This is a genomic window from Acinetobacter endophylla (assembly GCF_053543775.1).
Window position 1 is genome coordinate 24,938 of record NZ_JBLVOM010000010.1, and the last position, 22,897, is coordinate 47,834.

Sequence of the window (22,897 nt, forward strand, 5' to 3'; positions counted from 1 at the left end):
AATGTTTTTACATTCTGGGGGGGGTCTTTTAATATCAGCTGTATAAAAGTATAAAAAATTGGGGTCGTCATGCAGCAGACAGCAGACGGTATTCGTGTTGCTGAGCCCTTATTTCCAGCTGCTTCAAGTTTTTCGACTGAAGCCACGCCTTCGGTCAGACCGAAATATCAGCGTTATGGATTCAGGTTTCATGGCAGTGCATCCGAATATTTTGGTATCTGGATGGTGAATCTGATGCTGACCATAGTGACATTGACCTTGTACAGCCCTTGGGCCAAAGCACGCCGTATGCGCTACTTCTACGGCAATACCCAATTTTTAAACCATCGCTTCGACTTTGTGGCCATGCCGAGCCGGATCCTGTTAGGTCGTCTGTTTGCACTGGAGCTGTATCTGGTTACCGTTGTACTGACCAACTATTCAATCCTTGCCACCAGTTCTTTATTAATGGTCGCTGCCCTGTGTTTGCCTTGGCTCATTCGGATGACCCTGAAATTCAAGGCCCGAAATAGCAAATATGGCAATGTGCGTTTTTATTTTAATGGCAGCAACCGTGAGGCTTATAGGGTCTTATTTCTGGCCATCCTGATCAATATCTTTACTTTGCTGCTGTTTAGTCCGGTGATGATCTGGCTCTATAAACGCTATTGCTTTAATCATTTATCGATTGGTTAGCTGCAATTCAAGCTGAATATTAACTGGTCCAAATTTATGTCTGCCGTTTATCTGCCCTTTGGTCTTTGCCTGCTGGTTGGTATTGGCTGGCTTGCAGCAGTAGTGTACTGGGTGGACCGGATTGGAACCAATTTGTTTAGTCTGGGTTTACTGCTTAGCTATCTGCTTTGTCTGGCGCTGGTCTGGCCGATTATTTCTGCACGTTTATACATCATTACCTGGAATCATGTCGAGCTTGGTCAAAGTTACTTTAAAACACGGGTCACGACATGGCGTTATAGCTGGATTGTGCTGAGCAACTGGATGATACGTGTTCTTAGTCTGGGCTTAATGACACCTTGGGCTGTCATCCGTTTATATGAATATCAGTTAAAACACTTAGAACTCTATGTAGTAGACGATGAAACTGACCTGAAGCATATCTTGCAACCTGACCCAAGTGCCTTGGCCGATGAAATCCTGGACGCATTTGATTTCGATGCGTCGCTATAGGAGTAAATGTGATGAAACGACCTGTCGAAGTTAAGTTTTATGATGGAATTCTCGCTGAAGCCCGTCGTGCCTGGATTGTACCGGATCAGCAACAAGGGATTGCCCTGAAACTTGATGAGGATATTCCAGCACAAGTTAGCGCTGCAGATTTTTATTTTGCTTATCCGGACATGGCTTATATTGGGGGTGTCGGTGGTCGTAAACCGATTATTGAGTTACCTGAAGAACGTCGGATTGAGTTTTTAAGCAAAGTGCCGCATTGGCTCAGAATTAAACATAAAGATATTTATCATGCGATCTGGGAGTTTGAACGTTCACCGATCCTGATTTTCTTTTCCCTGATCATCGTGATTAGTGCAGTGATTATTATTTTAAAATGGGGGATTCCTTATAGCGCCAAACAGCTGGCAAAACTCCTTCCGGAGCAGACTCTGGTTGAAGTAGGCAACCGGACAGAGCAGCAGTTAATTGCCCAGACCCAGCCAAGTACACTCCCGGCAGAACAACAGACGCGATTAAAAACTTTGTATGAACAAAAGATTGCTGTAGGAAAACCTGCAAAAATTATTTTCCGTCAAGGTGGATCAAGCATGGGTATGAATGCCGCAGCCATCCCGAATAACACCATTATTGTGACTGATGAACTGGTGAAAATCAGCGGCACCGATGAAGAAGTCCTTGCAGTACTGGCCCATGAACAAGGCCATCTGGTACAGAAGCACAGCATGCAAAAAGTGATTTCTAATCTGGGTGCGGCGGGACTGTTTGCCTTAGTAACTGGAGATTTAAGTGATGTGGTCACAGCATCTGTAGTGGTACTGACCGATGCCGGATATTCGCAGGCGATTGAACTGGATGCCGATGACTACGCCATGCAGCATTTACATCAACAGCAGATTTCTAGTATTCACTTGTCTAACTTTTTGCAGCGAGTGGAAAATGCCAGAATACTGGCAGAGGAATCGCAAACCTTAAAAATGAAAAATTTCACTCTCAATATCGATGGAAAAGACCGGCACCTGACAGAAACAGAACTGAAATGGATTCGCCTGATCGGGAAGTTTAAAAAATATCTGGAATCTCACCCCGAACTAGATAAAAGAATTGAGCGTATTCATGCTTTTAATGAACAGGCGAATCATCATTTTTAGCTTCTGATCATTGCTATGCCTTGATCATCAAGGCATTTTAGTCTCTATCTTTGCCAGTCGGCAGTCAGATGTTCCTGTCCCATACGGATCAAATGATCCAGAACCACATTTTCAAGTTTATTCAGGTCAGTGGAATTAGCATTGCTCTGAATCGTTACGGTAAGATGATCTGTCTCGGGTGTCAGACTCACTTCAGCATTTGGAAAATGAATCAGGAAATTTTGTTCGGTTTCATCAATATTAAATTTATGTTTCCAGTGATTGGCCAGGCGTTTGGCAATTCGTGCTGCTTGTTGCGTCTGGATATGGGCAATACTTTTCATCAGTTTTCTACACTATTCATCATTATTCTAAACTTTAAACCAAGCGGTGATGTCGGCATAAGCCTCAAAGCGTTACACAGCGTTTTAATCTTGCAACATCGAATCACAGTAGCCGGAGCGGATTTGATATAATGGAAAAAATCCAATTTCAACAAGTCAGGTTCTCCCATGTCCAAGCCTTATTTAATTGCCCCTTCTATTTTATCTGCTGACTTTGCCCGTTTAGGTGAAGAAGTCGAGAACGTGTTGGAAGCAGGTGCAGACGTTGTCCATTTTGATGTCATGGATAACCATTATGTGCCGAACCTGACTTTTGGTGCGGGTGTTTGCAAGGCCTTGAAAAATTATGGGATTAAGGCGCCAATTGATGTGCATTTGATGGTTAAGCCGGTAGATCGCATGATCGGAGATTTCCTTGAAGCGGGTGCTGATATCATTACTTTCCATCCGGAAGCGTCTGATCATATTGACCGTTCTTTACAGTTGATCAAATCAGGTGGCGCCAAAGCGGGTCTAGTATTTAACCCAGCAACGCCACTGCATTATCTGGATTATGTACTGGATAAAGTCGATCAAATTCTGCTCATGAGTGTGAACCCGGGCTTTGGTGGACAGAAATTTATTCCAATGACTTTGGATAAATTGCGTCAGGCACGCAAACTGATCGATGCTTCAGGTCGTGATATTCGTCTGGAAGTTGATGGCGGTGTTACGCCAAGCAATATTCGTGAAATTGCCGAAGCGGGTGCCGATATGTTTGTGGCGGGTTCAGCTATTTTTGGCAAGCCGGATTATAAAGCTGTGATTGATGAAATGCGTGCGGAATTAGCGAGAGTGGGACAGGTTCAATTGTAATCGTTAAAAACTCATAAGTGCATAAATATGTGGATAACTTTATGGATAAGTGTGTAGATATCTATGTTGATAACCATATGGATATGTTGCATAAAATGTAATCGTTTGTAGCCTGATTGATTGCGATTTAGACAAAATCTGTATAAAAAGAACTCAAATTGGGTTCTTTTTTATTACATATAACCCTTGTGTTTAGTGGTTATTTGTTAATCAAGAGTTAATAATTCAACCAAGTAAAAAATGATCAATGTCTCGCATATTTGTGTTTCATTATGTAATTACTCCAGACATAGTTTAAATTTAATTGATGTGTATAACTTAATATTCTGAGTCCATTCTCATGTAATTGTTGTGGATGAATTGCCCGATTATTAGAACTATTTCTGACTTGGCATTTTCAACATCTACCATAACCAGAGTAGCCATGAATGTCGTGAGGATTTGAGTAAGGCAAAGTTAAGTTGTATCTCGATAAGTCATGTTTTGTAAAAATAGCCAGATTACTGCAATGTGGTTTTATCAAATTTTTACACCTAGGAGGAACGACCTCCCTTGTGAATTGCATATCGGAATTTACAGGAAAAATCGTCAGGACGGCCTGATTCTTATATAAAAGGAGGAGGGCTGCATGGCCTGGATTGTACTTATTCTTGCGGGTATTTTTGAAATCGTTTGGGCATATTCAATGAAGCTGTCTGAAGGCTTTACCAGACTCACCCCAAGTATTATTACCATTGTCTTCATGGTACTGAGTTTTGCTTTACTGGCTTATGCGATGCGTACTTTGCCACTAGGTACAGCCTATACGATTTGGACCGGGATTGGTGCAGTGGGTTCATTTCTCATCGGTATTTGGGTTCTGGGTGAACCTGCTACCGCCTTGCGTATGCTGGCTGCCGTACTCATCATTTCCGGTCTGGTGCTGATGAAAGTATCCTCTTCATAATTTGTTTCTGCTTGTCTCGATGAACTGGGTTAATATAGAAAATGAACTCAGTGATTGGGACAGGGCGCCATCATGAACTTAAGTTATCTGTATATGGATTCTCCCGTAGGTCAGTTACGGCTGGTCGCGAATGAAACCGCGCTGGTGGCTGTGCTTTGGGACTGTGAACAGCCGAATCGGGTGAAACTGGCGACCTTGGTTGAAAATCCGCAGCATCCGGTATTGATTGAAACCAGACGCCAGCTCCAAGAATATTTTGCCGGTCAGCGCAATGTTTTTGACCTGCCTTTGGACTTTGCCGGTACTGATTTTCAGAAAAAGGTTTGGCAGGCGCTACTGAATATTCCCTACGGACAGACGCGAAGCTATCGCGACATTGCTGAACAGGTGGGTAATATCAAGGCAGTACGTGCCGTGGGTGCAGCCAATGGCAAAAACCCGATTTCGATTATTGCACCCTGTCATCGGGTGATTGGTCGCAGTGGCAAGCTGGTAGGATTTGCCGGTGGTTTGGATAAAAAAGAAATCCTGTTAAATATTGAGCGAACGCATTAATATTTAAGCACTTAAAATAAATGAAAATTAGAATATGGAACATTCTACCATACAGCTATTAAGTCCACTCTGGTCCAGTTTAGGGTGGATTCTTCTGCTTTTCTTTGGCGTGATGATTTTTAAATTATTCAAGCCATTTTTAAAAGGGAAATTAGGAGAATTTGCGGTTGCTGCCCATGTCAAACTGTATTTAAAAGATCCTCAATATATTCTGCTCAATGATTTGACTCTTCCAGACGGGACAGGTGCGACCACGCAAATTGATCATCTGTTATTAAGTCCTTACGGAATATTTGTGATTGAGACCAAAAACTATAAAGGCTGGATATTTGGAAACGAGCGACAAAAAACCTGGACCCAGAAAATCTATAAACACAGTTATAAATTTCAGAATCCGATTCATCAAAACTATAAGCACATCAAAGTATTGGAGCAGCTACTGGCAGATATTGTGGAACCAGATCTTTTGCATTCTGTGATTGTATTTATGCCAGATGCCGTGTTTAAAACGCCGATGCCAAATCATGTATTTCGGGGGGCGGGCTGGACCGACTATGTGAAAAGTTTTGATCAACAGATGATTTCTGAAACGAAATTAAAATGGATACAACTGCGGCTAGAAAAAGAAGTTTTAGAAAAATCTTGGAAAACTAATCGGGAGCATGTAGAAAATTTAAAGCATCTTAAGCAGTCATAAGCTTTTACGAGTCCATAAAAAAGCCTTTAAATCATTCAAAGGCTTTTTGGTTTTAAATATTTGAAGCTTTCAGTTTTTCGGTAATCTCGGCCAGAACTTTAATCCGTTTTACTTCATCCCATAATGCTTTGGCTTCAGGATAATGTTTCGACATCATGCCGAGCCATTGCTTGTAACGACCGACCATCCCGATCTCAGTTTTGGCTGGGCCGTTGATAAAACGAATTTGCAGTTGTAGCAGTTCATTCCATTTCATCAAAGGTGCATCCGAGTTTTGACGGATACATTGAGTCAGGTCGGGTGTGGTCACTGCACCACGGCCAATCATCAGGTCTTCGCAGCCAGATTCTAGTCGGCACTGTTTGGCATCGGCATTGTTCCAGATTTCACCATTGGCTATCACATTGATCTTGAGTGCTTCACGAATCGGTTGTAGCTGGTCCCAAAAAGCGGGTGGAGTATAGCCATCGGCTTTGGTGCGTGCATGAACGGTAACCCATGCTGCTCCTGCATCTTCAATGGCATGGGCATTTTCCAGCATGAAATTACGGTCCATATAACCCAGACGCATTTTGGCGGAAACCGGAATATGCGCAGGCACTGCATCACGCACGGCTTTAACCAGCTCATGCACGACTTCGGGTTCATCGAGCAGGACTGAACCACCACGATGACGGTTCACGGTTTTGGCCGGACAGCCAAAATTCATGTCAATTGCCGGTGCGCCCATGGCTGCCACTTTGGCGGCATTCGCTGCTAGCATCTCCGGATTATTTCCTAAGAATTGGACATGTACCGGTGTACCTGCCGCCGTCTTGCCATCATTCAACAGTTCCGGGCAGTAAGTATGATAAATATGATCGGGCAGAAGGGAATCGGTGACACGGATAAACTCGGTCACACACCAGTCAAAGCTACCTACGGATGTCAGCACATCACGCATAATCGGATCGGTTAAGCCTTCCATGGGAGCAAGCACAAGTTTCAACGGTGCACACCTGTAAATTTAAAACGGTGTTATACGTTTTTTTAGGCAGCCTGTCTAGGCTGGATCGGAATTGAATGATGAGTACCTGAAAATTGAACTTTTTGGGCTGATATAAAAAGGCCCTTAATGTGAATTAAAGGCCTTTAAAAGTGAAAATTAAGAAGGTTTAGCAATATCCAGCCATTTTAGTCAGCCAGTTTCTCGACTTTCATACTTTCACGATAATACTGGCAGCCCTTGTACAACAGGAAGAAGCCAATCAATCCGGCAATCGCATTGACGATCGAGATCGAGTTGCCGACCATCAGGGTGTTCTGGAAGTATTTATCCGTAATTAACGCCACAGCGGTGGTTCCGACGCCTAAGGCAATCAGGTTTGAAACCAGCAGGAACTTGGCAGATACTTGTGCGCGTAGCTGGTTTGGTGTCAGCATTTGCGTAGCAGCAGCCGATGCAGGAATCGGGAAAGTGGAGAAGAACATCGCCACAAAAATCAGCGCAAATGAAAGCTGCATATTATCGACCTGAGTAAACAGCACACTCGGAATAATCAGCGCCGTACAGCCAATGGCACCGGTACGAATTGCAGCATCGCTATAGCCACGTTTCGAGAAAAAGTCGATCAGCCAGCCACAGAACAAGGCACCTGAAGTATTCGCGACTAGAATAATCGTACCGAGGATATAACCGGTTTGACTCGCATCCAGACCGAAATTACGCATGTAATAGGCAGGTGCCCAGCCTAGCAGCGAATACAGCATCATGGTGTAAAAAGAAAAGCCAATAAAATGACAGAAAAAGGTCTTTTTATGTGTCTTGATAAAACCGATCGAGTTTTTGAAAGATGCTTTAATGACCTGGCCATCCTGACCGACTTTCATACCCTTACGTGCAGGTTCACACACCGTCAGCACCATGAGTAGGGCCAGCAATACGCCCGGTAGACCGACAATCATAAAGGTGAGTTGCCAGGTTTTTACTTCACCAATAAGCGGTAAAGCCACGAAGCTGACATCTTTGAGCAGGCCAATCACATAGCCGCCAATCAGGAAAGCTAAGCCCGAACCAATAAAGGCACCAATGGCATATACCCCGAGTGCACGACCTAATTTATCTTTCGGAAATAAATCGGCAACGATCGAATAAAAGGCAGGGGAAAGCGCAGCTTCGCCGGCACCCACACTCAGACGTGCAATAAACATTTGAATAAAGTTTTTACTGAGGCCGCAGGCTGCTGTGGCAAGACTCCAGAAAGCAATCCCGGTCGCAATGATTTTAATCCGGGACTTTTGATCCGCCAGTGCGGCAATGGGCAGGCCCATAATGGCATAAAACAAGGAGAAGGCCAGACCTTGTAATAGGCTGAACTGGGTGTCGCTCAGCATTAAATCGGCTTTAATCGGTTCAATCATGAGCGATAAAATTTGACGGTCTACAAATGACAGAATGTAAGCCCCCATACAAATGACCACCACATACCATTGGTAGGTGCTGCTTTCCGGTGGCGGTTCAATCTGTTCAGACAGCGGCACGGCCGATTCTGCTGGTGTAGGCTCAAAACTTTGATTTGGCGGTTGAATCGTCCTTTCAACCATTTCTAGGTTCAGCGATTTATCATTCATCATGCAACATCCTGTGCTGATCGTTTGAGATATTTATTTGATACTTTTAATTTGATTGTTATTTTTATATTGTATCGCATTTAATTAATCTAGAGGCTAAATGGATAGGCGTCAATCTGTTTTTAAGAATAGATACAAATAATTTTTAAAGACTAAAAAAAGGAATCATAATGATTCCTTTTTTTAGTGTGCATTTTTAGCCACGTTCAACCAGGGTTAAAATATCATAGGTTGCAACCAGTTCATCGCGCTGGTTTTTCACTTTAATATCCCAGACCACCACACCATGTGGCTTCTGTGCCGGATCGCGCAGTGCTTTTGGAGTTTTCTGCTTACAGGTCAGTTCTACCTGAATGGTGTCGCCAATTTTTACTGGCTCCACAAAGCGTAAGTTGTCCATGCCATAGTTGGCAATGACTGGACCCTGAGCGGCATCAACGAATAAACCGGCCGCAGCAGACACCACGAAATAGCCATGGGCAACACGCTCACCAAACAGCGATTCTGCTGCAGCAATCTTGTCCATATGCGCATAGAAATGATCACCGCTCAGGCAGCCGAAATTCACCAGATCTGCTTCGGTCACGCTACGTCGTGCAGTCAGTAAACGTTCACCGATACGCAATTCATCAAATGATTTTTTAAAAGGATGCACTCGGTCTTCAAAGACCTGAGCTCCGGCAGTCCAGCTATGGCCGACTTGGGTCATGGCATTTGGCGAGCCTTGAATCGCAGTACGTTGCATATAATGTTTGACTGCGCGCAAGCCACCGAGTTCTTCACCACCACCGGCACGTCCTGGCCCACCATGCACCAGTAAGGGCAATGGCGAACCATGTCCGGTACTTTCTTTGGCACTTTCAGCATCCAGAATGTGTACACGACCATGCCATGGCGAAATTTTGCTGAGCAGTTGTTCAATATTTTCATCGGTATTGCGTACGATGGATGCCACCAGACTACCTTCGCCACGTGCCACCAGGTCAGCAAGTTGAGCCAGGTCAGTATATGGCATTAAAGTCACTACAGGTCCAAAGGCTTCAATCTTATGGATATTTTCTGCCTGAGCTGGCACTTTGCATACCAAAACTGTCGGTGGATAGCATGCAGACTTTTCAGCGTTTTGTACTTGAATCTTAAAGTCCTGACGCAAGTGGCTACCGAATACGATCTCTGCATCCTGGCTGAGCTGTTCAACTTTTGCCGCGACATCGTGTTTCTGTTTGACGCTGGCCAAAGCACCCATCGTCACGCCTTCCTGAGCCGGATCACCCACAACGACTTTTTTCAGTTTTTCAATTAGGCGACTCTGTACGGTGTCCAAAAGTTCAGCCGGAATGAATGCACGACGAATTGCGGTACATTTTTGTCCGGCTTTAGAGGTCATTTCACGGAAGACTTCACGGACAAATAAATCAATGCTTTCGTCATTGGCTTGTTCAGTCAAAATCGCGCTGTTGACTGAATCTGCCTCCATCGTGAATGGAATAGAGTAGGCATTGAGGTGCGGATGAGAACGGAGTTTTTGTCCTGTTGATGCTGAACCGGTAAAGGTGACCGTATCTTGAGGATTTAAATGATCAAATAAATCATAAATCTGACCGCAAATCAGCTGAAGTGAACCTTCTGGTAAAAAGCCGCTTTCATGAATGGCTTTGACCACGGCATGAGTCAGCTCGGCACCTTCAGTGGCCGGTTTGACAATACAGGGTACGCCTGCCAGCAGTGTCGGTGCGATTTTTTCCAGCATGCCCCAGATCGGAAAGTTAAAGGCATTGATATGCACGGCGACACCGGCTTTAGGCGTCAGAATATGTTTCGCGCCAAAGCTACCTTGCTTAGAAAGCGGAATCCAGGCATCTTCCACCAATGCTGTTTCATCACTCAGTTCACGACGCACCAAACTTGAATAGGCATATAAGGTGCCAATCCCACCTTCAACATCAATCCAGGCATCTTTACGGGTACAGCCGGTTGCTTTGGCAAGTTCATAAAAGTCTTCTTTGCGTTCCATCAAATATTGTGCCACTTGCTTCAGTGCATTGGCACGTTGATGGAAGGTCCATGTGGCAATAGCCGCGCCTTTTTGTTTGGCATACTTCACCACGGCTTGGGTATCGATGCCCTGACTGCCGACCTGATAAACCGCTTCACCGCTAATGGCATGATAAACCGTACGTAAATCGGCTTGCGCTGTGTATTCCTGGCCGTACACCAGTGAAGCTAAGCTTTTGATGGCAATAGGATTATGGGTTGATGCAGTATCTTGATAATCCGTTGTGCTTGAGCTGCTGTCTAACTCTAACATTGTAAAAACTCCATTTATGATACGTTTTGAGAAGTATTTTAATTTTGATGTTTCATAATTTGTGTTGAAAAATTGAAAATGTCAATCATAAATCTGTGTTTAAAAATGCATAACAATAAAATAAAAAATATTAAGTTATATAAAACAAATATTTATTAAAAATAAGGATAAAAATTAAATGATACCAATAAATAGATATTGATTTTAATTACGTATCGTTTTAATTTGGGTGTATCAACACTTGGGATAAGTGAGGGAACAATGAATAACCAACAACAAATCTTCGATCAAAAGATTGAAAAGGATATTTCCATCGAGCCGAAGGACTGGATGCCGGATGCTTATCGTAAGACCTTGATTCGTCAGATCGGTCAGCACGCACACTCTGAAGTGGTGGGTATGTTGCCGGAAGGCAACTGGATTACCCGTGCACCGACTTTAAAACGTAAAGCCGTGCTAATGGCAAAAGTTCAGGACGAAGCCGGTCATGCCTTGTATCTGTACAGTGCTGCAGAAACCCTGGGTGCCGATCGTGACGATATGATGGATAAACTGATTGCCGGTCGCATGAAATATTCATCCATTTTTAACTATCCAACCCTGAGCTGGGCCGATGTTGCAGCGATTGGCTGGCTGGTGGATGGTGCAGCAATTGTCAATCAGGTTGCGCTGTGCCGTACGTCTTATGGTCCTTATGCACGTGCCATGGTGCGTGTGTGTAAAGAAGAGAGTTTCCATCAGCGTCAGGGCTTTGAAGCCATGATGGAATTGGCCAATGGTACGCCGGAACAAAAGCAGATGGCACAGGATGCAGTGAATCGTTTCTGGTGGCCGGCACTGATGATGTTTGGTCCAAGTGATGATAATTCACCGAACAGTGCACAAAGTATGCAATGGAAAATTAAATTATTCAGTAACGATGAGCTACGTCAGAAATTTGTCGATAACACCGTGTCGCAAGTCTTACAGCTTGGTTTAACCGTTCCAGATCCAGACCTTAAATTCAATGAAGCCACCGGACATTACGAATTTGGTGAAATTAATTGGGATGAGTTTTTTGCGATTCTTGCAGGCAAGGGACCGTGTAACCATGAGCGTATTGAAGCACGCCGCAAAGCTTGGGAAGGCGGCAAGTGGGTACGTGAGTCTGCAGCAGTCTATGCTCAAAAACAGCAGCAACAGTCACAAGCACAAAAAGTTGCTTAAAACAGTTTGATCAATATAGGGAATTTTGCTCATGAATAACAAAAACAACTGGTCACTTTATGAAGTGTTTGTGCGTAGTAAACAGGGTCTGAGTCACCGTCATGTCGGCAGCCTGCGTGCACCAGATGAGGAAGTCGCACTACAAAATGCCCGCGATGTATATACCCGCCGCAATGAAGGTATCAGTATCTGGGTGGTGAAATCTGAATTGATTACCTCTTCACAGCCAGATGAAAAAGCAGAATTTTTTGAACCCGCTCTGGACAAGGTTTATCGCCATCCAACCTTTTATAACATTCCAGCTGGCATCGAGCACATGTAAAGGGAAAGGTGAAGATTATGACAAATCAAGTATTGGCAGAATTTCTTTTACATGTGGGTGACAGTCAACTGATCCTGTCACATCGTTTGGCAGAGTGGTGTGGTCATGCACCTGAACTGGAGCTGGATATTGCCTTGGCCAATATCGGACTGGATTTATTGGGTCAGGCACGTACTGCACTCAGTCTGGCGGGGGAAGTGGAAGGACAGGGTCGTGATGAAGACAAGCTGGCTTATTTCCGCACCGAGCGTGAATACCGTAATTTGCTGCTGTGCGAACAGCCGAATGGTGATTTTGCCCAGACTTTGGTGCGCCAGTGGTTGATGGATCACTACCATGCTTTATTGTTTAGCGCCTTAAGTCAAAGTCAGCATACTGAACTAGCTGCTTTTGCAGTGAAATCACTCAAAGAAGTGAAATATCACCAGCGTTTTTCCACTACCTGGATGGAACGCTTAAGTTTAGGTACCGCAGAAGCGCATGACAAAACCCAGCAAGGTTTAAACCAGTTATGGCGTTTTACCGAAGAGCTTTTTGTCCTGACGGCTGATGAAAGACAGCTGGTTGAGAGCGGTGTCATTCCAGAGATTGAACATTTAAAAGCACAGTGGCTGGAGACCATTACAACCGAGCTAGCGCGATTTAAATTAAGCCTGCCAGAGCTGGGTGCTTATCGCAGTGGGGCTAAACAGGGTTTACATACAGAACATCTCGGTTTTGTTTTGGCTGAACTGCAATACATGCAGCGCTCATATCCAAACATGAACTGGTAATTCGGCACAATCACAGGGAGTGAGTCGCATGAATCTGATTCGACACGTAGAAGATCAATGTTGGGACGTTTTACAGCAGGTTTCTGATCCAGAGATTCCGGTATTGTCAGTGATTGATCTGGGTATGATTCGTGGCGTCGAGCTGAATCAGCAGGATGAAATTGTGGTGCGACTCACGCCGACCTATAGCGGCTGTCCGGCCACGGATTTATTAAAAGCAGAAATTACCCAGGCTTTCGAGGCCAATGGTTTGACGCCGGTCAAAGTCATTGTGGACCTGTCTCAAGCCTGGACCACGGACTGGATGAGTGAATCGGGCAAACACAAATTACAGCAATATGGTATTGCCCCGCCGCAAGGCCAGTCACATAGCTGTGGTACGCATGTGGCATTGACCGATGGCATCACCTGTCCACAGTGCTTAAGTAACAACAGCAAATTATTAAGTGAATTCGGTTCGACCGCCTGTAAAGCTTTATATCAATGTCGGGACTGCTTAGAAACTTTTGACTATTTCAAATGTATTTGATTGTAACGATTGCGCGGTGGGCAGGGTAAACCAATAACAAGCCTGAACACCGCCACCTAAAAGAAGGATTTTGCCATGAGCCAATTTATACCATTAACCATTAAATCGATTCAGCCACAAACCGAGCAGGCGATCTGCATTGCCTTTGATCTCGCGCCTGAGCAGTTGGATGCTTTCCAATATCAGCCGGGTCAGCACCTGACCATTCGTCATTTAACCGATGACGGCGAGCTGCGCCGCTGTTACTCGATCTGCAGTGATACGCAGGAAGACATGAGTATTGCGATTAAAAAAATTGATCAGGGTCAGTTTTCAACCTGGGCCAATGCGCATCTCAAAGCGGGCGATGTACTAGAAGTCATGCCACCGCAAGGGGTGTTCTTTCAGAAAGCCGCCAAGGCTGGTGGCCAGAATTATCTAGGATTTGCAGCAGGCAGTGGCATTACGCCAATTTTATCGATTGTAAAGTCGGTGTTGAACCGTCAAGCGGAAGCAACATTCACTCTGGTATATGGTAACCGCTCCTGGAAACAGACCATGTTCTCTGAACAGATCATGGACTTGAAAGACCGTTTTAAGGAACGTCTGCAACTGGTAAATATTTTTTCACGTGAACTGAATGACAGCGAGATCTTTAATGGTCGGATTGATGCAGACAAATTGCAGCAGTTATTTCAGGCCAATCTGATTTCTGCCGAAGCAGATCACTGTTTCGCTTGCGGTCCTGAAGAAATGATGACAGCAGTCGAAACGGTATTACCGACTTGGGGCATTCAGCGCAGTAAGATTCACACTGAACGCTTCAATACCGGTACTGCACCGAAAGCAACCGCCCAGCAGATGGAAAGCCGTAGCGAAGAACGCGTCAATATTGTTCTGGATGGTCGCGAGCTGATTGTTGAAGTCTCCAAACAGGATGACAGTATTTTAGATGCTGCGCTACGTGCCGGAGCCGACCTGCCATATGCCTGTAAGGGCGGTGTTTGTGCCACCTGTAAATGTAAGGTGTTAGAGGGACAGGTTGAAATGGCGGTGAATTACAGTCTGGAAGAAGATGAAATTCAGAAAGGCTATGTGCTCAGTTGTCAGGCACGTCCAACCACGGCCAATGTCCGACTCAGTTTTGATGAATAACAGCTGAATTTACAGCACCGCGAGCATAGCAGGAGTTCAAGGATGACCTACATTAAAACCAGCTCAACCAAGCCAGGTGTGGTACTGATCGAGCTGAATCGCCCGGAAAAGCGCAATGCCTTAAACAATGCCACCTTGCAAAACATTGCAGCCTGTCTACAGGACTTGGAAACAGATGCTGCTGTGAAAGCCGTGGTCATCACCGGAAATACGCAATGCTTTGCTGCCGGTGCTGATTTAAATGAGCTGGCGCAGTTAGATGTGGTCAGCATCCAGCAAGACCAGCGCCCACTGCTTTGGAAAAAAATTGATGAATTTTCCAAGCCTTTAATCATGGCTGTGAATGGTTATGCTTTTGGTGCAGGTTTCGAGTTGGCTTTACATGGCGACATGGTGCTGACCGGAGAAAATGCCCAGTTTGCCTTGCCTGAAATCGGTTTGGGCATGCTGCCGGGTGCCGGTGGAACACAGCGTCTGGCCCGTCTGGTCGGTCAGCAATTAACGATGCGTTGGGCCATGACCGGTGAAATGATTTCGGCACAGACCGCATTGCAATATGGCATTAGCAGTCAGGTTTGTCCGGCAGGACTGACCGTGCAATACGCACTGGAACTGGCAGAAAAAATTTCCAAGCAGGCACCGCTGGCCATTCGTGCTATCAAGCAATCCTTAAAGTCGATTCATGAAGTGACTTTAAGTCAGGGATTGAAACTTGAACGTCAACATTTTGTCTGGCTGGCGGCAACCCAAGATCGCCAGGAAGGCATCAATGCATTTTTAGAAAAAAGAAAACCAGAATTTAGAGGTGTGTAATGGATTATCAAACAATTATTGTCGAAGAAAAAAATGCAGTGGGCTACCTGACCTTTAACCGTCCAAAACAGCTCAACAGCTTTAATGAAACCATGCATCAGGAAGTTTCCAAGGTCATCAAGGCCTGGGCCAAAGACAGCCAGATTCGTGCCGTTGTGATTTCAGCCGAAGGCCGCGGTTTTTGTGCCGGTCAGGATCTGAATGACCGCGTGGTCGATCCGAATGCCGATGCACCGGACTTAGGCCTGTCGATTGAAAAATATTACAACCCTTTGATCAAGCTGATTACCGAAATGCCTAAACCGGTGATTTGTGCGGTGAATGGTGTGGCAGCAGGGGCAGGTGCCAATATTGCCCTAGCGTGTGACATTGTGGTGGCAGCAAAATCGGCTTCCTTTATTCAGGCCTTTTGCCGTCTAGGTTTAGTACCAGATTCAGGTGGTACCTGGTTCTTGCCGCGTCTGGTCGGCCGTGCTCAGGCGATGGGCCTTGCCATGCTCGGCGATAAAATTCCGGCTGAGCGCGCAGTACAACTGGGCATGATCTGGCAGGTGGTTGAAGATGAGCAACTGCAAGCAGAAGCGAAAAAATTGGCGGAGCATCTGGCTCAGCAACCGACCTATGGTCTGTCCCTGATCAAAAAAGCCATTCATGCCGCAGCCGACAATAATCTGGACGAGCAGCTCATTCTGGAACGTGACCTGCAACGTCTGGCTGGACGTTCAAGCGACTATAAAGAAGGTGTACAAGCATTTATGCAGAAGCGTACCCCTGAATATAAAGGATGCTAAATCATGCAGCAGATCAATTTAGAACAAGTCAAAGTTGCTGTGGTCGGTGCGGGAACCATGGGGATTGGTATTGCACAACTGGCCGCCATGCACGGGCATCCGACCTATGTGTTTGATCTCGATCGCAGCAAAGTTCAGAGTGCCTTAAATGCTTTAGAGGCACAGCTCAGCAAGCGTGTAAAAAATGGCAAAATGACCCAGCAATTGCTGGAAAGTACCTTCGCCAATCTGATCGTGGCAGAGGACATTCAGCAGCTTGCCGATGCGGGCTTAATTATTGAAGCCATTGTTGAGAAGAAAGAAGTGAAACAAAACCTGTTTCAACAGCTGGCTGCCATTTGCCCGGAACAGACGATTTTTGCGTCCAATACTTCTTCGATTTCCATTACTGCAATTGCCTCGGCGATTCCACATCCAGAGCGAGTGATTGGTCTGCATTTCTTTAATCCGGCGCCGGTGATGAAACTGGTCGAGATTATCCGCGGACTGAAAACTTCAGCAGCGATTGCCGATGCAGTATTTGATCTGATGAAGCACTGGAACAAGGTTCCGGTACGGGCCAAATCGACGCCCGGTTTTATCGTCAATCGTGTCGCGCGACCGTATTATGCCGAAGCCTTTCGCGCCTTGCAGGAAAATGCCACTACCCCGGAACAGCTCGATTACATCATGCGTGAATGTGGCCGTTTTGCCATGGGACCGTGTGAACTCACCGACCTGATTGGTCAGGATGTGAATTTCTCGGTCACGCAAAGTGTCTATCAAGAATTTTTCTATGAGCCACGCTACCGCCCGTCCTTGATTCAAAAAGAGCTGGTCGATGCAGGCTGTTATGGTCGCAAGTCCGGTCAGGGTTTTTATGATTACACGCAGTCCAAGCCTGTGCCTGTATATGAATTGCCAGTCAGTTATGCCAAGTCGCTGAATAAGCTCAAAGTCACGGTAAAAGGTGAATGGTTGCATTCCTTAGCACTGATTGAACGCTTAAAACAGGCCTCTCATGTGGATCTTATTTTTCAGGCGGCAGACCAGAATGAAATCCTGATTGGTGATCTTTCCCTGCGATTATCGCTTGGCGAGTCGGTTGAACTGGCTTATCCGCATGACCCAGTGGTGTTGATGGACTGGCATGCAGATTGGGCTAATGCCCAGGCGATTCCGGTGGTGGCATCACCGGCGTGTAGTGAAGAACAGCGCCAAGCGGCAGAACTATTCCTCATAGGTATGAATTTGATACCAATTTGGTCTAAGGATCATCCAGGGCTTTATGTTATACGTAGTATCGCCATGTTGGTGAATGAAGCCTGTGAAGCCGTATTGCATGATATTGCATCAGAGCAAGATATTGATTCTGCTATGAAATATGGTGTGAATTATCCTCAGGGTCCATTTGAGTGGGTAGACAGAATTGGATATTACACAATTTTACAAATTTTAGAAAATATGTATCGTATTTATGGCGAAGAACGCTATAGAACTAGTATATATTTAGCAAAGAAAGCGGTGCAGGGAAATGCACAACAAGCTCAGCAACCACAATTCCGAGTAGCTGGCTAAAAGGAAAAAATCATGGAACAGGTTTATATTTTTGATGGAATACGCACCCCGATTGGACGCTATGCTGGTGGGTTGAGCGGTATCCGTGCCGATGATCTGGCAGCTTTACCGATTCAGTATCTGAAAAATCAGCATCCTGCATTGCCATGGGCTGAACTGGATGAAGTCATTTTAGGCTGTGCCAATCAGGCTGGCGAAGATAATCGTAACGTTGCGCGTATGGCTGCTTTACTCGCAGGGCTGCCTGATTCTGTTCCAGCGATCACCGTGAACCGCTTATGTGCCTCAGGCCTGGATGCGATTGGTCTGGCAGCACGCGCCATTAAATCCGGTGAAGCACAATTTGTACTGGCTGGTGGGGTGGAATCGATGAGCCGTGCGCCGTTTGTACAGTCCAAACCCAAGACTGCCTTCAGCCGTACCCCAGAAATTTATGACACCACCATTGGCTGGCGCTTCATCAATCCAAAATTCAAAGCTCAGTTTGGCGTCGACAGCATGCCAGAAACGGCAGAAAATGTAGCCGAGAAATACCAGATCAGCCGGGCAGATCAGGATTTATTCGCTTACCGCAGTCAGCAAAAAACAGCAGTTGCACAGCAAAACGGTATTTTTACTGCAGAAATCTTGCCAGTAGAAATTAATGCTCCCAAGAAGACTACGCTGACTATTTCCCAAGATGAGCATCCGCGTGCAGAGACCACACTAGAAAGCTTGGAAAGATTGAAAGCAGCATTTCGCGCTACAGGTGGTTCAGTCACCGCCGGCAATGCTTCGGGCGTCAATGATGGTGCAGCTTGTGTATTACTGGGTAATCAGAAATTTGCCGATCAGCATAGTTTAACTCCTCAAGCCAAAGTGGTCGGTATGGCCAGTGCTGGTGTCGCAGCCAAATATATGGGCATCGGGCCGGTGTCAGCCGTACATAAAGTTTTGCAGCAGACCGGACTAAATTTAGATCAGATGGATGTGATTGAGCTGAATGAAGCTTTTGCTGCGCAGTCACTGGCGGTGATTCGTGAACTCGGTTTGCAAGATGATGACTCGAGAATCAACCCAAATGGTGGTGCCATTGCTTTAGGACATCCGCTTGGCATGAGTGGTACCCGTCTGGTGATCACGGCCATGAAAGAACTGAAACGTCGTAATGGAAAATACGCACTCTGCACCATGTGTGTCGGTGTCGGTCAGGGAGTCGCGCTGATTTTAGAAAATATGGATTAAGGACATCATTCAATTAATGAATTAAATAGTGGTCAGGACGACCGCTTCAGGAGCAAGAATATGAATAACAATGCAATGGAAAAAATTGAAACGGTATCGGTTGATGAGTTACGCAGTGTCCAGCTACAGCGTATGAAAAAGACGTTGCAACATGCTTATCAGAACAGTCCGGTTTATAAAAAGAAATTCGATGATGCTGGCGTGCATCCGGATGATTTCAAATCACTGGAAGATCTGGCCAAATTCCCGTTTACCACCAAACAGGATTTACGCGATAACTATCCATTTGGCATGTTCGCTGTGCCACAGGAACAGATTGTGCGTGTACACGCATCTTCTGGCACCACCGGTCAACCGACCGTAGTTGGTTATACTCAAAATGATATTAATGTCTGGTCAGATGTAGTGGCACGTTCATTACGCGCAGCCGGCTTGAGCAGTAAAGATATCATCCAGGTGTCTTATGGTTATGGTCTGTTTACGGGTGGTTTAGGTGCGCATTATGGCGTTGAACGCTTGGGTGCAACCGTGATCCCAATGTCTGGCGGACAAACCGATAAACAGGCGCAACTGATTCATGACTTTAAACCGACAGCACTGATGGTTACGCCATCTTACTGCCTGAACATTATTGAAGCGCTTGAGAAGAAATTTGGCACAGCCAAAAACTGTTCGATTAAAACCGGTGTATTTGGTGCAGAGCCATGGACCAATGAAATGCGCAAGGAAATCGAAGAGCGTCTGGGCATTGATGCACTGGATATTTATGGTTTATCAGAAGTCATGGGACCCGGTGTCGCGATGGAATGTCTGGAATCCAAAGATGGCCCAACCATTTGGGAAGATCATTTCTATCCTGAAATTATTCATCCTGAAACCGGTGAAGTGCTGCCAGATGGCGAACTGGGTGAACTGGTATTTACCACCATTACTAAAGAAGGCATGCCGGTAATCCGTTACCGTACCCGTGATCTGACCCGTTTATTGCCAGGCACGGCACGCACCATGCGCCGTATGGACAAGATTGTCGGCCGTAGTGATGACATGATGATTATCCGTGGGGTGAATGTCTTCCCATCACAGATTGAAGAGCAGATTTTACAAATCCAGCAACTGATTCCGAACTACCAGATTCAGATTTGCAAACAGGGACATCTGGATACATTGCATATCCGTACCGAAATGCGTAAAGATAGCAGTGACATTATGGCGCACCAGCTGGCAACTCAGCTGAAAAGCCAGATTAAAACTATGGTCGGAATCACCGTAAGTGTCGAAGTGTTGCCTGAAGGCAGTCTGCCACGCTCTGAAGGTAAGGCACAGCGCGTTTTTGATATCCGCAAGTCTGCATGAAGTACTATTGGATGATAGCCAAATGGTCTATCATCCAGTTTCTATAAGGTAAAGTTAAACGCAATGAATCCGAAATTAAAACAAATAATTGATGACTTTATTCAAACTGAAGCACTCAGCGGAACCTCATTAATCATGACCATCTTCGGTGACTGTATTTTTCACCGAGGGGGCATCATCAGTCTGGCCAGTCTGATTCAGCTCATGGATGTCTTCGGGTTTAATGAACGATCAGTACGGACTGCCGTATTCCGTCTGGTCCAAAATGGCTGGCTGATGTCTGAGAAAATTGGTCGCACCAGTTATTATCGCGTAACCGAAAGCAGCCGCCAGCGTTTTATTATGGCAGATCAAAAAATTTATAGTTTTCAGCATACCGAATGGGATCAGAAATGGGATCTGGTGCTACTCAGTTCAGTGGAATTGGAAAATAAACTGGTTCTGAAAAAAGAACTGGAATGGCTGGGCTTTGCCAATATCGCCACCAATGTCATGGCCTATCCGGGCTGTGATCATCAGAAACTGCAAAACCTGCTGCTGAACCTGAAAATGACCGACCAAGTCGTGGTGTTTAAAGCTGAAACTTTGCAGCTCTGGCAGGAATCCTATCCAACTGTAAAACGCATGGTTGCCACCAATTGGCCGGTGCAGGAACTGCATCAGCGTTATGAAAAATTCATTGCGGATTTCCGGGAATTCTTTCATCTGGTGGAACAGGAAGATGAACTGGATCCGGTTCAGGCTTTTCAGTTACGAATTTTGCTGATTCATCAATTCCGCCGGATTTTATTAAAAGATCCGAATCTGCCTTTTGAATTATTGCCGTCTAACTGGCTTTCCCTGAATGCCCGTAATTTAAGCAGTAATTTATATCAAACCGTGGTTGCGGCAGGGGATGAATTCTTTATGGAGATCGCACGAACTTCGGAAGGTTCGATGCCACCAGTACATCCACAATTTTATAAACGTTTTGGCGGTTTGCGACTGGAAGCCGTCAGCTAATCTAATTCTGCATTTTTAAAGGAATAAAATAATGCCGTATTATGCCATTGATGGTGTGATTCCTGTGGTCAGCTCTCGCGCTTATGTGCATCCGCAAGCTGTTCTGATCGGGGATGTGGTGATTGAAGAGGGCGTATATATCGGGCCTTTCGCTACTTTAAGAGCCGACTTTGGTGGGATTCATATCCAGAAAAATGCCAATGTTCAGGATTCCTGCACCATTCATGGCTTTCCCGGTAGTGTCACCCTGGTCGAAGAATATGGCCATATCGGACATGGCGCGATTTTACATGGTTGTATCATTCGCAAAAATGTATTGGTCGGCATGAACAGCGTGATTCTGGATGAAGCCGAAATTGGTGAAAATACCATTATCGGTGCCAATAGCACGGTTAAAGCTAAAGCTCAAATTCTGGAAAATTCACTGGTGCTCGGTAGTCCAGCGCGGGTCATCCGTCCCTTGGACGCCAAAGAAATTGCCTGGAAAAGCAAAGGGACACAGGAATATATTCAGCTGACAGAGCGCTGCTTGTCCTCGATGCAGGAGGTCAGTCCTTTAACAGAAGTCTTCGCAGACCGGCTGAGCTATAAAGCCTTCAAGGCAGAGTATCAGATCAAGCAGAATAGCTTGAATGACTAACTCAGCAAGATGATCTTATTGAATAGATGAATTCTGCATTTTAAAAACAGGAAGTGACTGAAACCAAATTCCAACTGCATTCCCTGACCGGCTATTTAGACTGAAATAAAACTGGTCTGGAAAGCATATATGGAAAATAGGGAATTTAAAGATCATTTCTCCCAGCAATCACAGGATTATGCCTTGTTTCGTCCGCATTATCCGGATGCATTGGGAAAGCTATTGGCAGAGCTGTCACCAAGTACCAAATTGGCTGTAGATGTCGGCTGTGGTTCTGGACAGCTTTCAGAAGTTTTGGCGAATTATTTTGATCAGGTGATTGCTATTGATGCGAGTAGTGAACAGATTGCCCAGGCCAAACCGCATCCAAAAATTCAGTATGGTCAGGCATTCGCTGAAGAGATCCCGTGTGCTGACCAGAGTATTGATCTGATTTCAGTGGCTCAAGCAGCGCATTGGCTCGATCTGGAAAAATTCTACGCAGAAGTTCGACGCATCGCGAAACCTAAAGCCATTCTGGCTTTAATTAGCTATGGCGTGTTCAGTGTGGATGAGCCACATCTGAATCATTATTTTAAGCATTTTTATGAAGTCACGCTTGCACCGTACTGGCCGCCTGAACGTCGCCATGTAGATGAAGGATATAAAAATCTACCATTTCCATTTCAGGAAATTGTGATTCAGCCACCGGTATTAGAGGTTGAATGGAACTTTTATCAGTTAATTGGTTATATGAGTACTTGGTCAGCTGTGAAAGCTGCCACTAACGCACTTGGACATAATCCACTGAACGTACTGGCAGATGCCTTATTGCCAGAATGGGAAGATCCAGAATTGCCTAGAGTGATTCGCTGGCCATTGTCGGTGCGGGTGGGGCGTATCACCGTTTAAAGAATATTCAAGCTAAAGCCTGTTTATTGAACAATGAATTGAATATTTCA

General features: G+C 45.4%; 22 protein-coding genes and 1 pseudogene. 19 read left to right on the plus strand and 4 right to left on the minus strand.

The window, feature by feature from the left end:
* Positions 1 to 69 precede the first annotated feature (69 nt).
* Together ACNPNW_RS01740 and ACNPNW_RS01745 are read left to right on the plus strand one after the other, a co-directional pair.
* A pseudogene (locus ACNPNW_RS01740) lies at positions 70 to 1,167 on the plus strand (YjgN family protein).
* 11 nt (positions 1,168 to 1,178) lie between these two features.
* Entirely contained in the window at positions 1,179 to 2,318 is a 1,140-nt protein-coding gene (locus tag ACNPNW_RS01745; RefSeq protein WP_420937362.1) for a M48 family metallopeptidase, read from the plus strand.
* A gap of 44 nt (positions 2,319 to 2,362) precedes the next feature.
* Here the strand turns inward: ACNPNW_RS01745 and ACNPNW_RS01750 are convergent, their stop codons facing one another.
* Positions 2,363 to 2,641, minus strand: a complete 279-nt coding sequence (locus ACNPNW_RS01750) for a DUF2218 domain-containing protein (RefSeq protein WP_420937363.1) — start codon at positions 2,639 to 2,641, stop codon at positions 2,363 to 2,365.
* Positions 2,642 to 2,809: 168 nt separating this feature from the next.
* On the opposite strand from ACNPNW_RS01750, the gene rpe reads away from it, so the two are divergent.
* From rpe to ACNPNW_RS01770, 4 genes are all read left to right on the plus strand, one after another.
* On the plus strand, positions 2,810 to 3,496 hold the full coding sequence (gene rpe, locus ACNPNW_RS01755) for a ribulose-phosphate 3-epimerase (protein WP_004279174.1): 687 nt from the start codon (positions 2,810 to 2,812) through the stop codon (positions 3,494 to 3,496).
* 628 nt (positions 3,497 to 4,124) lie between these two features.
* Complete coding sequence (locus tag ACNPNW_RS01760) at positions 4,125 to 4,442, plus strand: DMT family transporter (RefSeq protein WP_004279177.1); 318 nt, start codon at positions 4,125 to 4,127, stop codon at positions 4,440 to 4,442.
* A gap of 72 nt (positions 4,443 to 4,514) precedes the next feature.
* A complete protein-coding gene (locus tag ACNPNW_RS01765) occupies positions 4,515 to 4,997 on the plus strand; it encodes a methylated-DNA--[protein]-cysteine S-methyltransferase (RefSeq protein ID WP_278357388.1) in 483 nt (160 codons plus the stop codon).
* Positions 4,998 to 5,031: 34 nt separating this feature from the next.
* Positions 5,032 to 5,694: a nuclease-related domain-containing protein gene (locus ACNPNW_RS01770; protein ID WP_004646051.1), complete on the plus strand. Its 663-nt coding sequence runs from the start codon at positions 5,032 to 5,034 to the stop codon at positions 5,692 to 5,694.
* Between the two features lie 52 nt (positions 5,695 to 5,746).
* Here ACNPNW_RS01770 and ACNPNW_RS01775 read toward each other — a convergent pair whose 3' ends face one another.
* From ACNPNW_RS01775 to paaZ, 3 genes are all read right to left on the minus strand, one after another.
* On the minus strand, positions 5,747 to 6,682 hold the full coding sequence (locus ACNPNW_RS01775) for a tRNA-dihydrouridine synthase (protein ID WP_004646052.1): 936 nt from the start codon (positions 6,680 to 6,682) through the stop codon (positions 5,747 to 5,749).
* A 185-nt stretch (positions 6,683 to 6,867) separates the two neighbouring features.
* A complete protein-coding gene (locus tag ACNPNW_RS01780) occupies positions 6,868 to 8,307 on the minus strand; it encodes a spinster family MFS transporter (RefSeq protein ID WP_420937364.1) in 1,440 nt (479 codons plus the stop codon).
* Between the two features lie 193 nt (positions 8,308 to 8,500).
* Positions 8,501 to 10,612 carry a phenylacetic acid degradation bifunctional protein PaaZ gene (gene paaZ, locus ACNPNW_RS01785; protein WP_420937365.1) on the minus strand — a complete coding sequence of 704 codons (2,112 nt, stop codon included), beginning with the start codon at positions 10,610 to 10,612 and terminating at the stop codon, positions 8,501 to 8,503.
* A 261-nt stretch (positions 10,613 to 10,873) separates the two neighbouring features.
* Here paaZ and paaA point away from each other — a divergent pair, with 261 nt between their 5' ends.
* The 13 genes from paaA (at position 10,874) to ACNPNW_RS01850 (ending at position 22,847) form a co-directional block, all read left to right on the plus strand.
* On the plus strand, positions 10,874 to 11,818 hold the full coding sequence (gene paaA / locus ACNPNW_RS01790; RefSeq protein WP_074384100.1) for a 1,2-phenylacetyl-CoA epoxidase subunit PaaA: 945 nt from the start codon (positions 10,874 to 10,876) through the stop codon (positions 11,816 to 11,818).
* Positions 11,819 to 11,849: 31 nt separating this feature from the next.
* Positions 11,850 to 12,140, plus strand: a complete 291-nt coding sequence (gene paaB, locus ACNPNW_RS01795) for a 1,2-phenylacetyl-CoA epoxidase subunit PaaB (RefSeq protein WP_004279183.1) — start codon at positions 11,850 to 11,852, stop codon at positions 12,138 to 12,140.
* Positions 12,141 to 12,157: 17 nt separating this feature from the next.
* A complete protein-coding gene (paaC, locus tag ACNPNW_RS01800) occupies positions 12,158 to 12,913 on the plus strand; it encodes a 1,2-phenylacetyl-CoA epoxidase subunit PaaC (protein WP_420937366.1) in 756 nt (251 codons plus the stop codon).
* Between the two features lie 28 nt (positions 12,914 to 12,941).
* A complete protein-coding gene (gene paaD / locus ACNPNW_RS01805; RefSeq protein ID WP_005247163.1) occupies positions 12,942 to 13,442 on the plus strand; it encodes a 1,2-phenylacetyl-CoA epoxidase subunit PaaD in 501 nt (166 codons plus the stop codon).
* Between the two features lie 75 nt (positions 13,443 to 13,517).
* The gene (gene paaE / locus ACNPNW_RS01810) at positions 13,518 to 14,576 is read left to right on the plus strand and encodes a 1,2-phenylacetyl-CoA epoxidase subunit PaaE (RefSeq protein WP_420937367.1); all 1,059 of its coding nucleotides are present in this window, start codon (positions 13,518 to 13,520) and stop codon (positions 14,574 to 14,576) included.
* Between the two features lie 42 nt (positions 14,577 to 14,618).
* Complete coding sequence (locus ACNPNW_RS01815; RefSeq protein ID WP_420937368.1) at positions 14,619 to 15,389, plus strand: enoyl-CoA hydratase-related protein; 771 nt, start codon at positions 14,619 to 14,621, stop codon at positions 15,387 to 15,389.
* Entirely contained in the window at positions 15,389 to 16,180 is a 792-nt protein-coding gene (gene paaG / locus ACNPNW_RS01820) for a 2-(1,2-epoxy-1,2-dihydrophenyl)acetyl-CoA isomerase PaaG (protein WP_005247159.1), read from the plus strand. The genes ACNPNW_RS01815 and paaG overlap by 1 nt, the downstream gene beginning before the upstream one ends.
* A 3-nt stretch (positions 16,181 to 16,183) precedes the next feature.
* A complete protein-coding gene (locus tag ACNPNW_RS01825) occupies positions 16,184 to 17,737 on the plus strand; it encodes a 3-hydroxyacyl-CoA dehydrogenase (RefSeq protein ID WP_420937369.1) in 1,554 nt (517 codons plus the stop codon).
* Between the two features lie 12 nt (positions 17,738 to 17,749).
* On the plus strand, positions 17,750 to 18,961 hold the full coding sequence (pcaF, locus tag ACNPNW_RS01830; protein ID WP_420937370.1) for a 3-oxoadipyl-CoA thiolase: 1,212 nt from the start codon (positions 17,750 to 17,752) through the stop codon (positions 18,959 to 18,961).
* A 60-nt stretch (positions 18,962 to 19,021) separates the two neighbouring features.
* Positions 19,022 to 20,314, plus strand: a complete 1,293-nt coding sequence (gene paaK, locus ACNPNW_RS01835; RefSeq protein WP_420937371.1) for a phenylacetate--CoA ligase PaaK — start codon at positions 19,022 to 19,024, stop codon at positions 20,312 to 20,314.
* A gap of 63 nt (positions 20,315 to 20,377) precedes the next feature.
* Positions 20,378 to 21,316, plus strand: coding sequence for a phenylacetic acid degradation operon negative regulatory protein PaaX (gene paaX / locus ACNPNW_RS01840; protein ID WP_004279192.1), 939 nt, complete (start codon positions 20,378 to 20,380; stop codon positions 21,314 to 21,316).
* 31 nt (positions 21,317 to 21,347) lie between these two features.
* On the plus strand, positions 21,348 to 21,956 hold the full coding sequence (locus ACNPNW_RS01845) for a DapH/DapD/GlmU-related protein (RefSeq protein ID WP_420937372.1): 609 nt from the start codon (positions 21,348 to 21,350) through the stop codon (positions 21,954 to 21,956).
* Positions 21,957 to 22,085: 129 nt separating this feature from the next.
* Entirely contained in the window at positions 22,086 to 22,847 is a 762-nt protein-coding gene (locus tag ACNPNW_RS01850; RefSeq protein ID WP_420937373.1) for a class I SAM-dependent methyltransferase, read from the plus strand.
* The last annotated feature ends 50 nt before the right edge of the window (positions 22,848 to 22,897 follow it).

What these genes read in the sequence shown, in the direction of transcription:
- paaC (WP_420937366.1), top strand. Translation starts at nt 12,158, where the DNA reads ATGACAAATCAAGTATTGGCAGAATTTCTTTTACATGTGGGTGACAGT.
- ACNPNW_RS01770 (WP_004646051.1), top strand. Translation starts at nt 5,032, where the DNA reads ATGGAACATTCTACCATACAGCTATTAAGTCCACTCTGGTCCAGTTTA.
- ACNPNW_RS01760 (WP_004279177.1), top strand. Translation starts at nt 4,125, where the DNA reads ATGGCCTGGATTGTACTTATTCTTGCGGGTATTTTTGAAATCGTTTGG.
- paaK (WP_420937371.1), top strand. Translation starts at nt 19,022, where the DNA reads ATGAATAACAATGCAATGGAAAAAATTGAAACGGTATCGGTTGATGAG.
- ACNPNW_RS01845 (WP_420937372.1), top strand. Translation starts at nt 21,348, where the DNA reads ATGCCGTATTATGCCATTGATGGTGTGATTCCTGTGGTCAGCTCTCGC.
- paaE (WP_420937367.1), top strand. Translation starts at nt 13,518, where the DNA reads ATGAGCCAATTTATACCATTAACCATTAAATCGATTCAGCCACAAACC.
- rpe (WP_004279174.1), top strand. Translation starts at nt 2,810, where the DNA reads ATGTCCAAGCCTTATTTAATTGCCCCTTCTATTTTATCTGCTGACTTT.
- paaD (WP_005247163.1), top strand. Translation starts at nt 12,942, where the DNA reads ATGAATCTGATTCGACACGTAGAAGATCAATGTTGGGACGTTTTACAG.
- paaG (WP_005247159.1), top strand. Translation starts at nt 15,389, where the DNA reads ATGGATTATCAAACAATTATTGTCGAAGAAAAAAATGCAGTGGGCTAC.
- ACNPNW_RS01745 (WP_420937362.1), top strand. Translation starts at nt 1,179, where the DNA reads ATGAAACGACCTGTCGAAGTTAAGTTTTATGATGGAATTCTCGCTGAA.
- paaX (WP_004279192.1), top strand. Translation starts at nt 20,378, where the DNA reads ATGAATCCGAAATTAAAACAAATAATTGATGACTTTATTCAAACTGAA.
- paaB (WP_004279183.1), top strand. Translation starts at nt 11,850, where the DNA reads ATGAATAACAAAAACAACTGGTCACTTTATGAAGTGTTTGTGCGTAGT.
- ACNPNW_RS01765 (WP_278357388.1), top strand. Translation starts at nt 4,515, where the DNA reads ATGAACTTAAGTTATCTGTATATGGATTCTCCCGTAGGTCAGTTACGG.
- paaA (WP_074384100.1), top strand. Translation starts at nt 10,874, where the DNA reads ATGAATAACCAACAACAAATCTTCGATCAAAAGATTGAAAAGGATATT.
- pcaF (WP_420937370.1), top strand. Translation starts at nt 17,750, where the DNA reads ATGGAACAGGTTTATATTTTTGATGGAATACGCACCCCGATTGGACGC.
- ACNPNW_RS01750 (WP_420937363.1), bottom strand. Translation starts at nt 2,641, where the DNA reads ATGAAAAGTATTGCCCATATCCAGACGCAACAAGCAGCACGAATTGCC.
- ACNPNW_RS01780 (WP_420937364.1), bottom strand. Translation starts at nt 8,307, where the DNA reads ATGATGAATGATAAATCGCTGAACCTAGAAATGGTTGAAAGGACGATT.
- ACNPNW_RS01825 (WP_420937369.1), top strand. Translation starts at nt 16,184, where the DNA reads ATGCAGCAGATCAATTTAGAACAAGTCAAAGTTGCTGTGGTCGGTGCG.
- paaZ (WP_420937365.1), bottom strand. Translation starts at nt 10,612, where the DNA reads ATGTTAGAGTTAGACAGCAGCTCAAGCACAACGGATTATCAAGATACT.
- ACNPNW_RS01815 (WP_420937368.1), top strand. Translation starts at nt 14,619, where the DNA reads ATGACCTACATTAAAACCAGCTCAACCAAGCCAGGTGTGGTACTGATC.
- ACNPNW_RS01850 (WP_420937373.1), top strand. Translation starts at nt 22,086, where the DNA reads ATGGAAAATAGGGAATTTAAAGATCATTTCTCCCAGCAATCACAGGAT.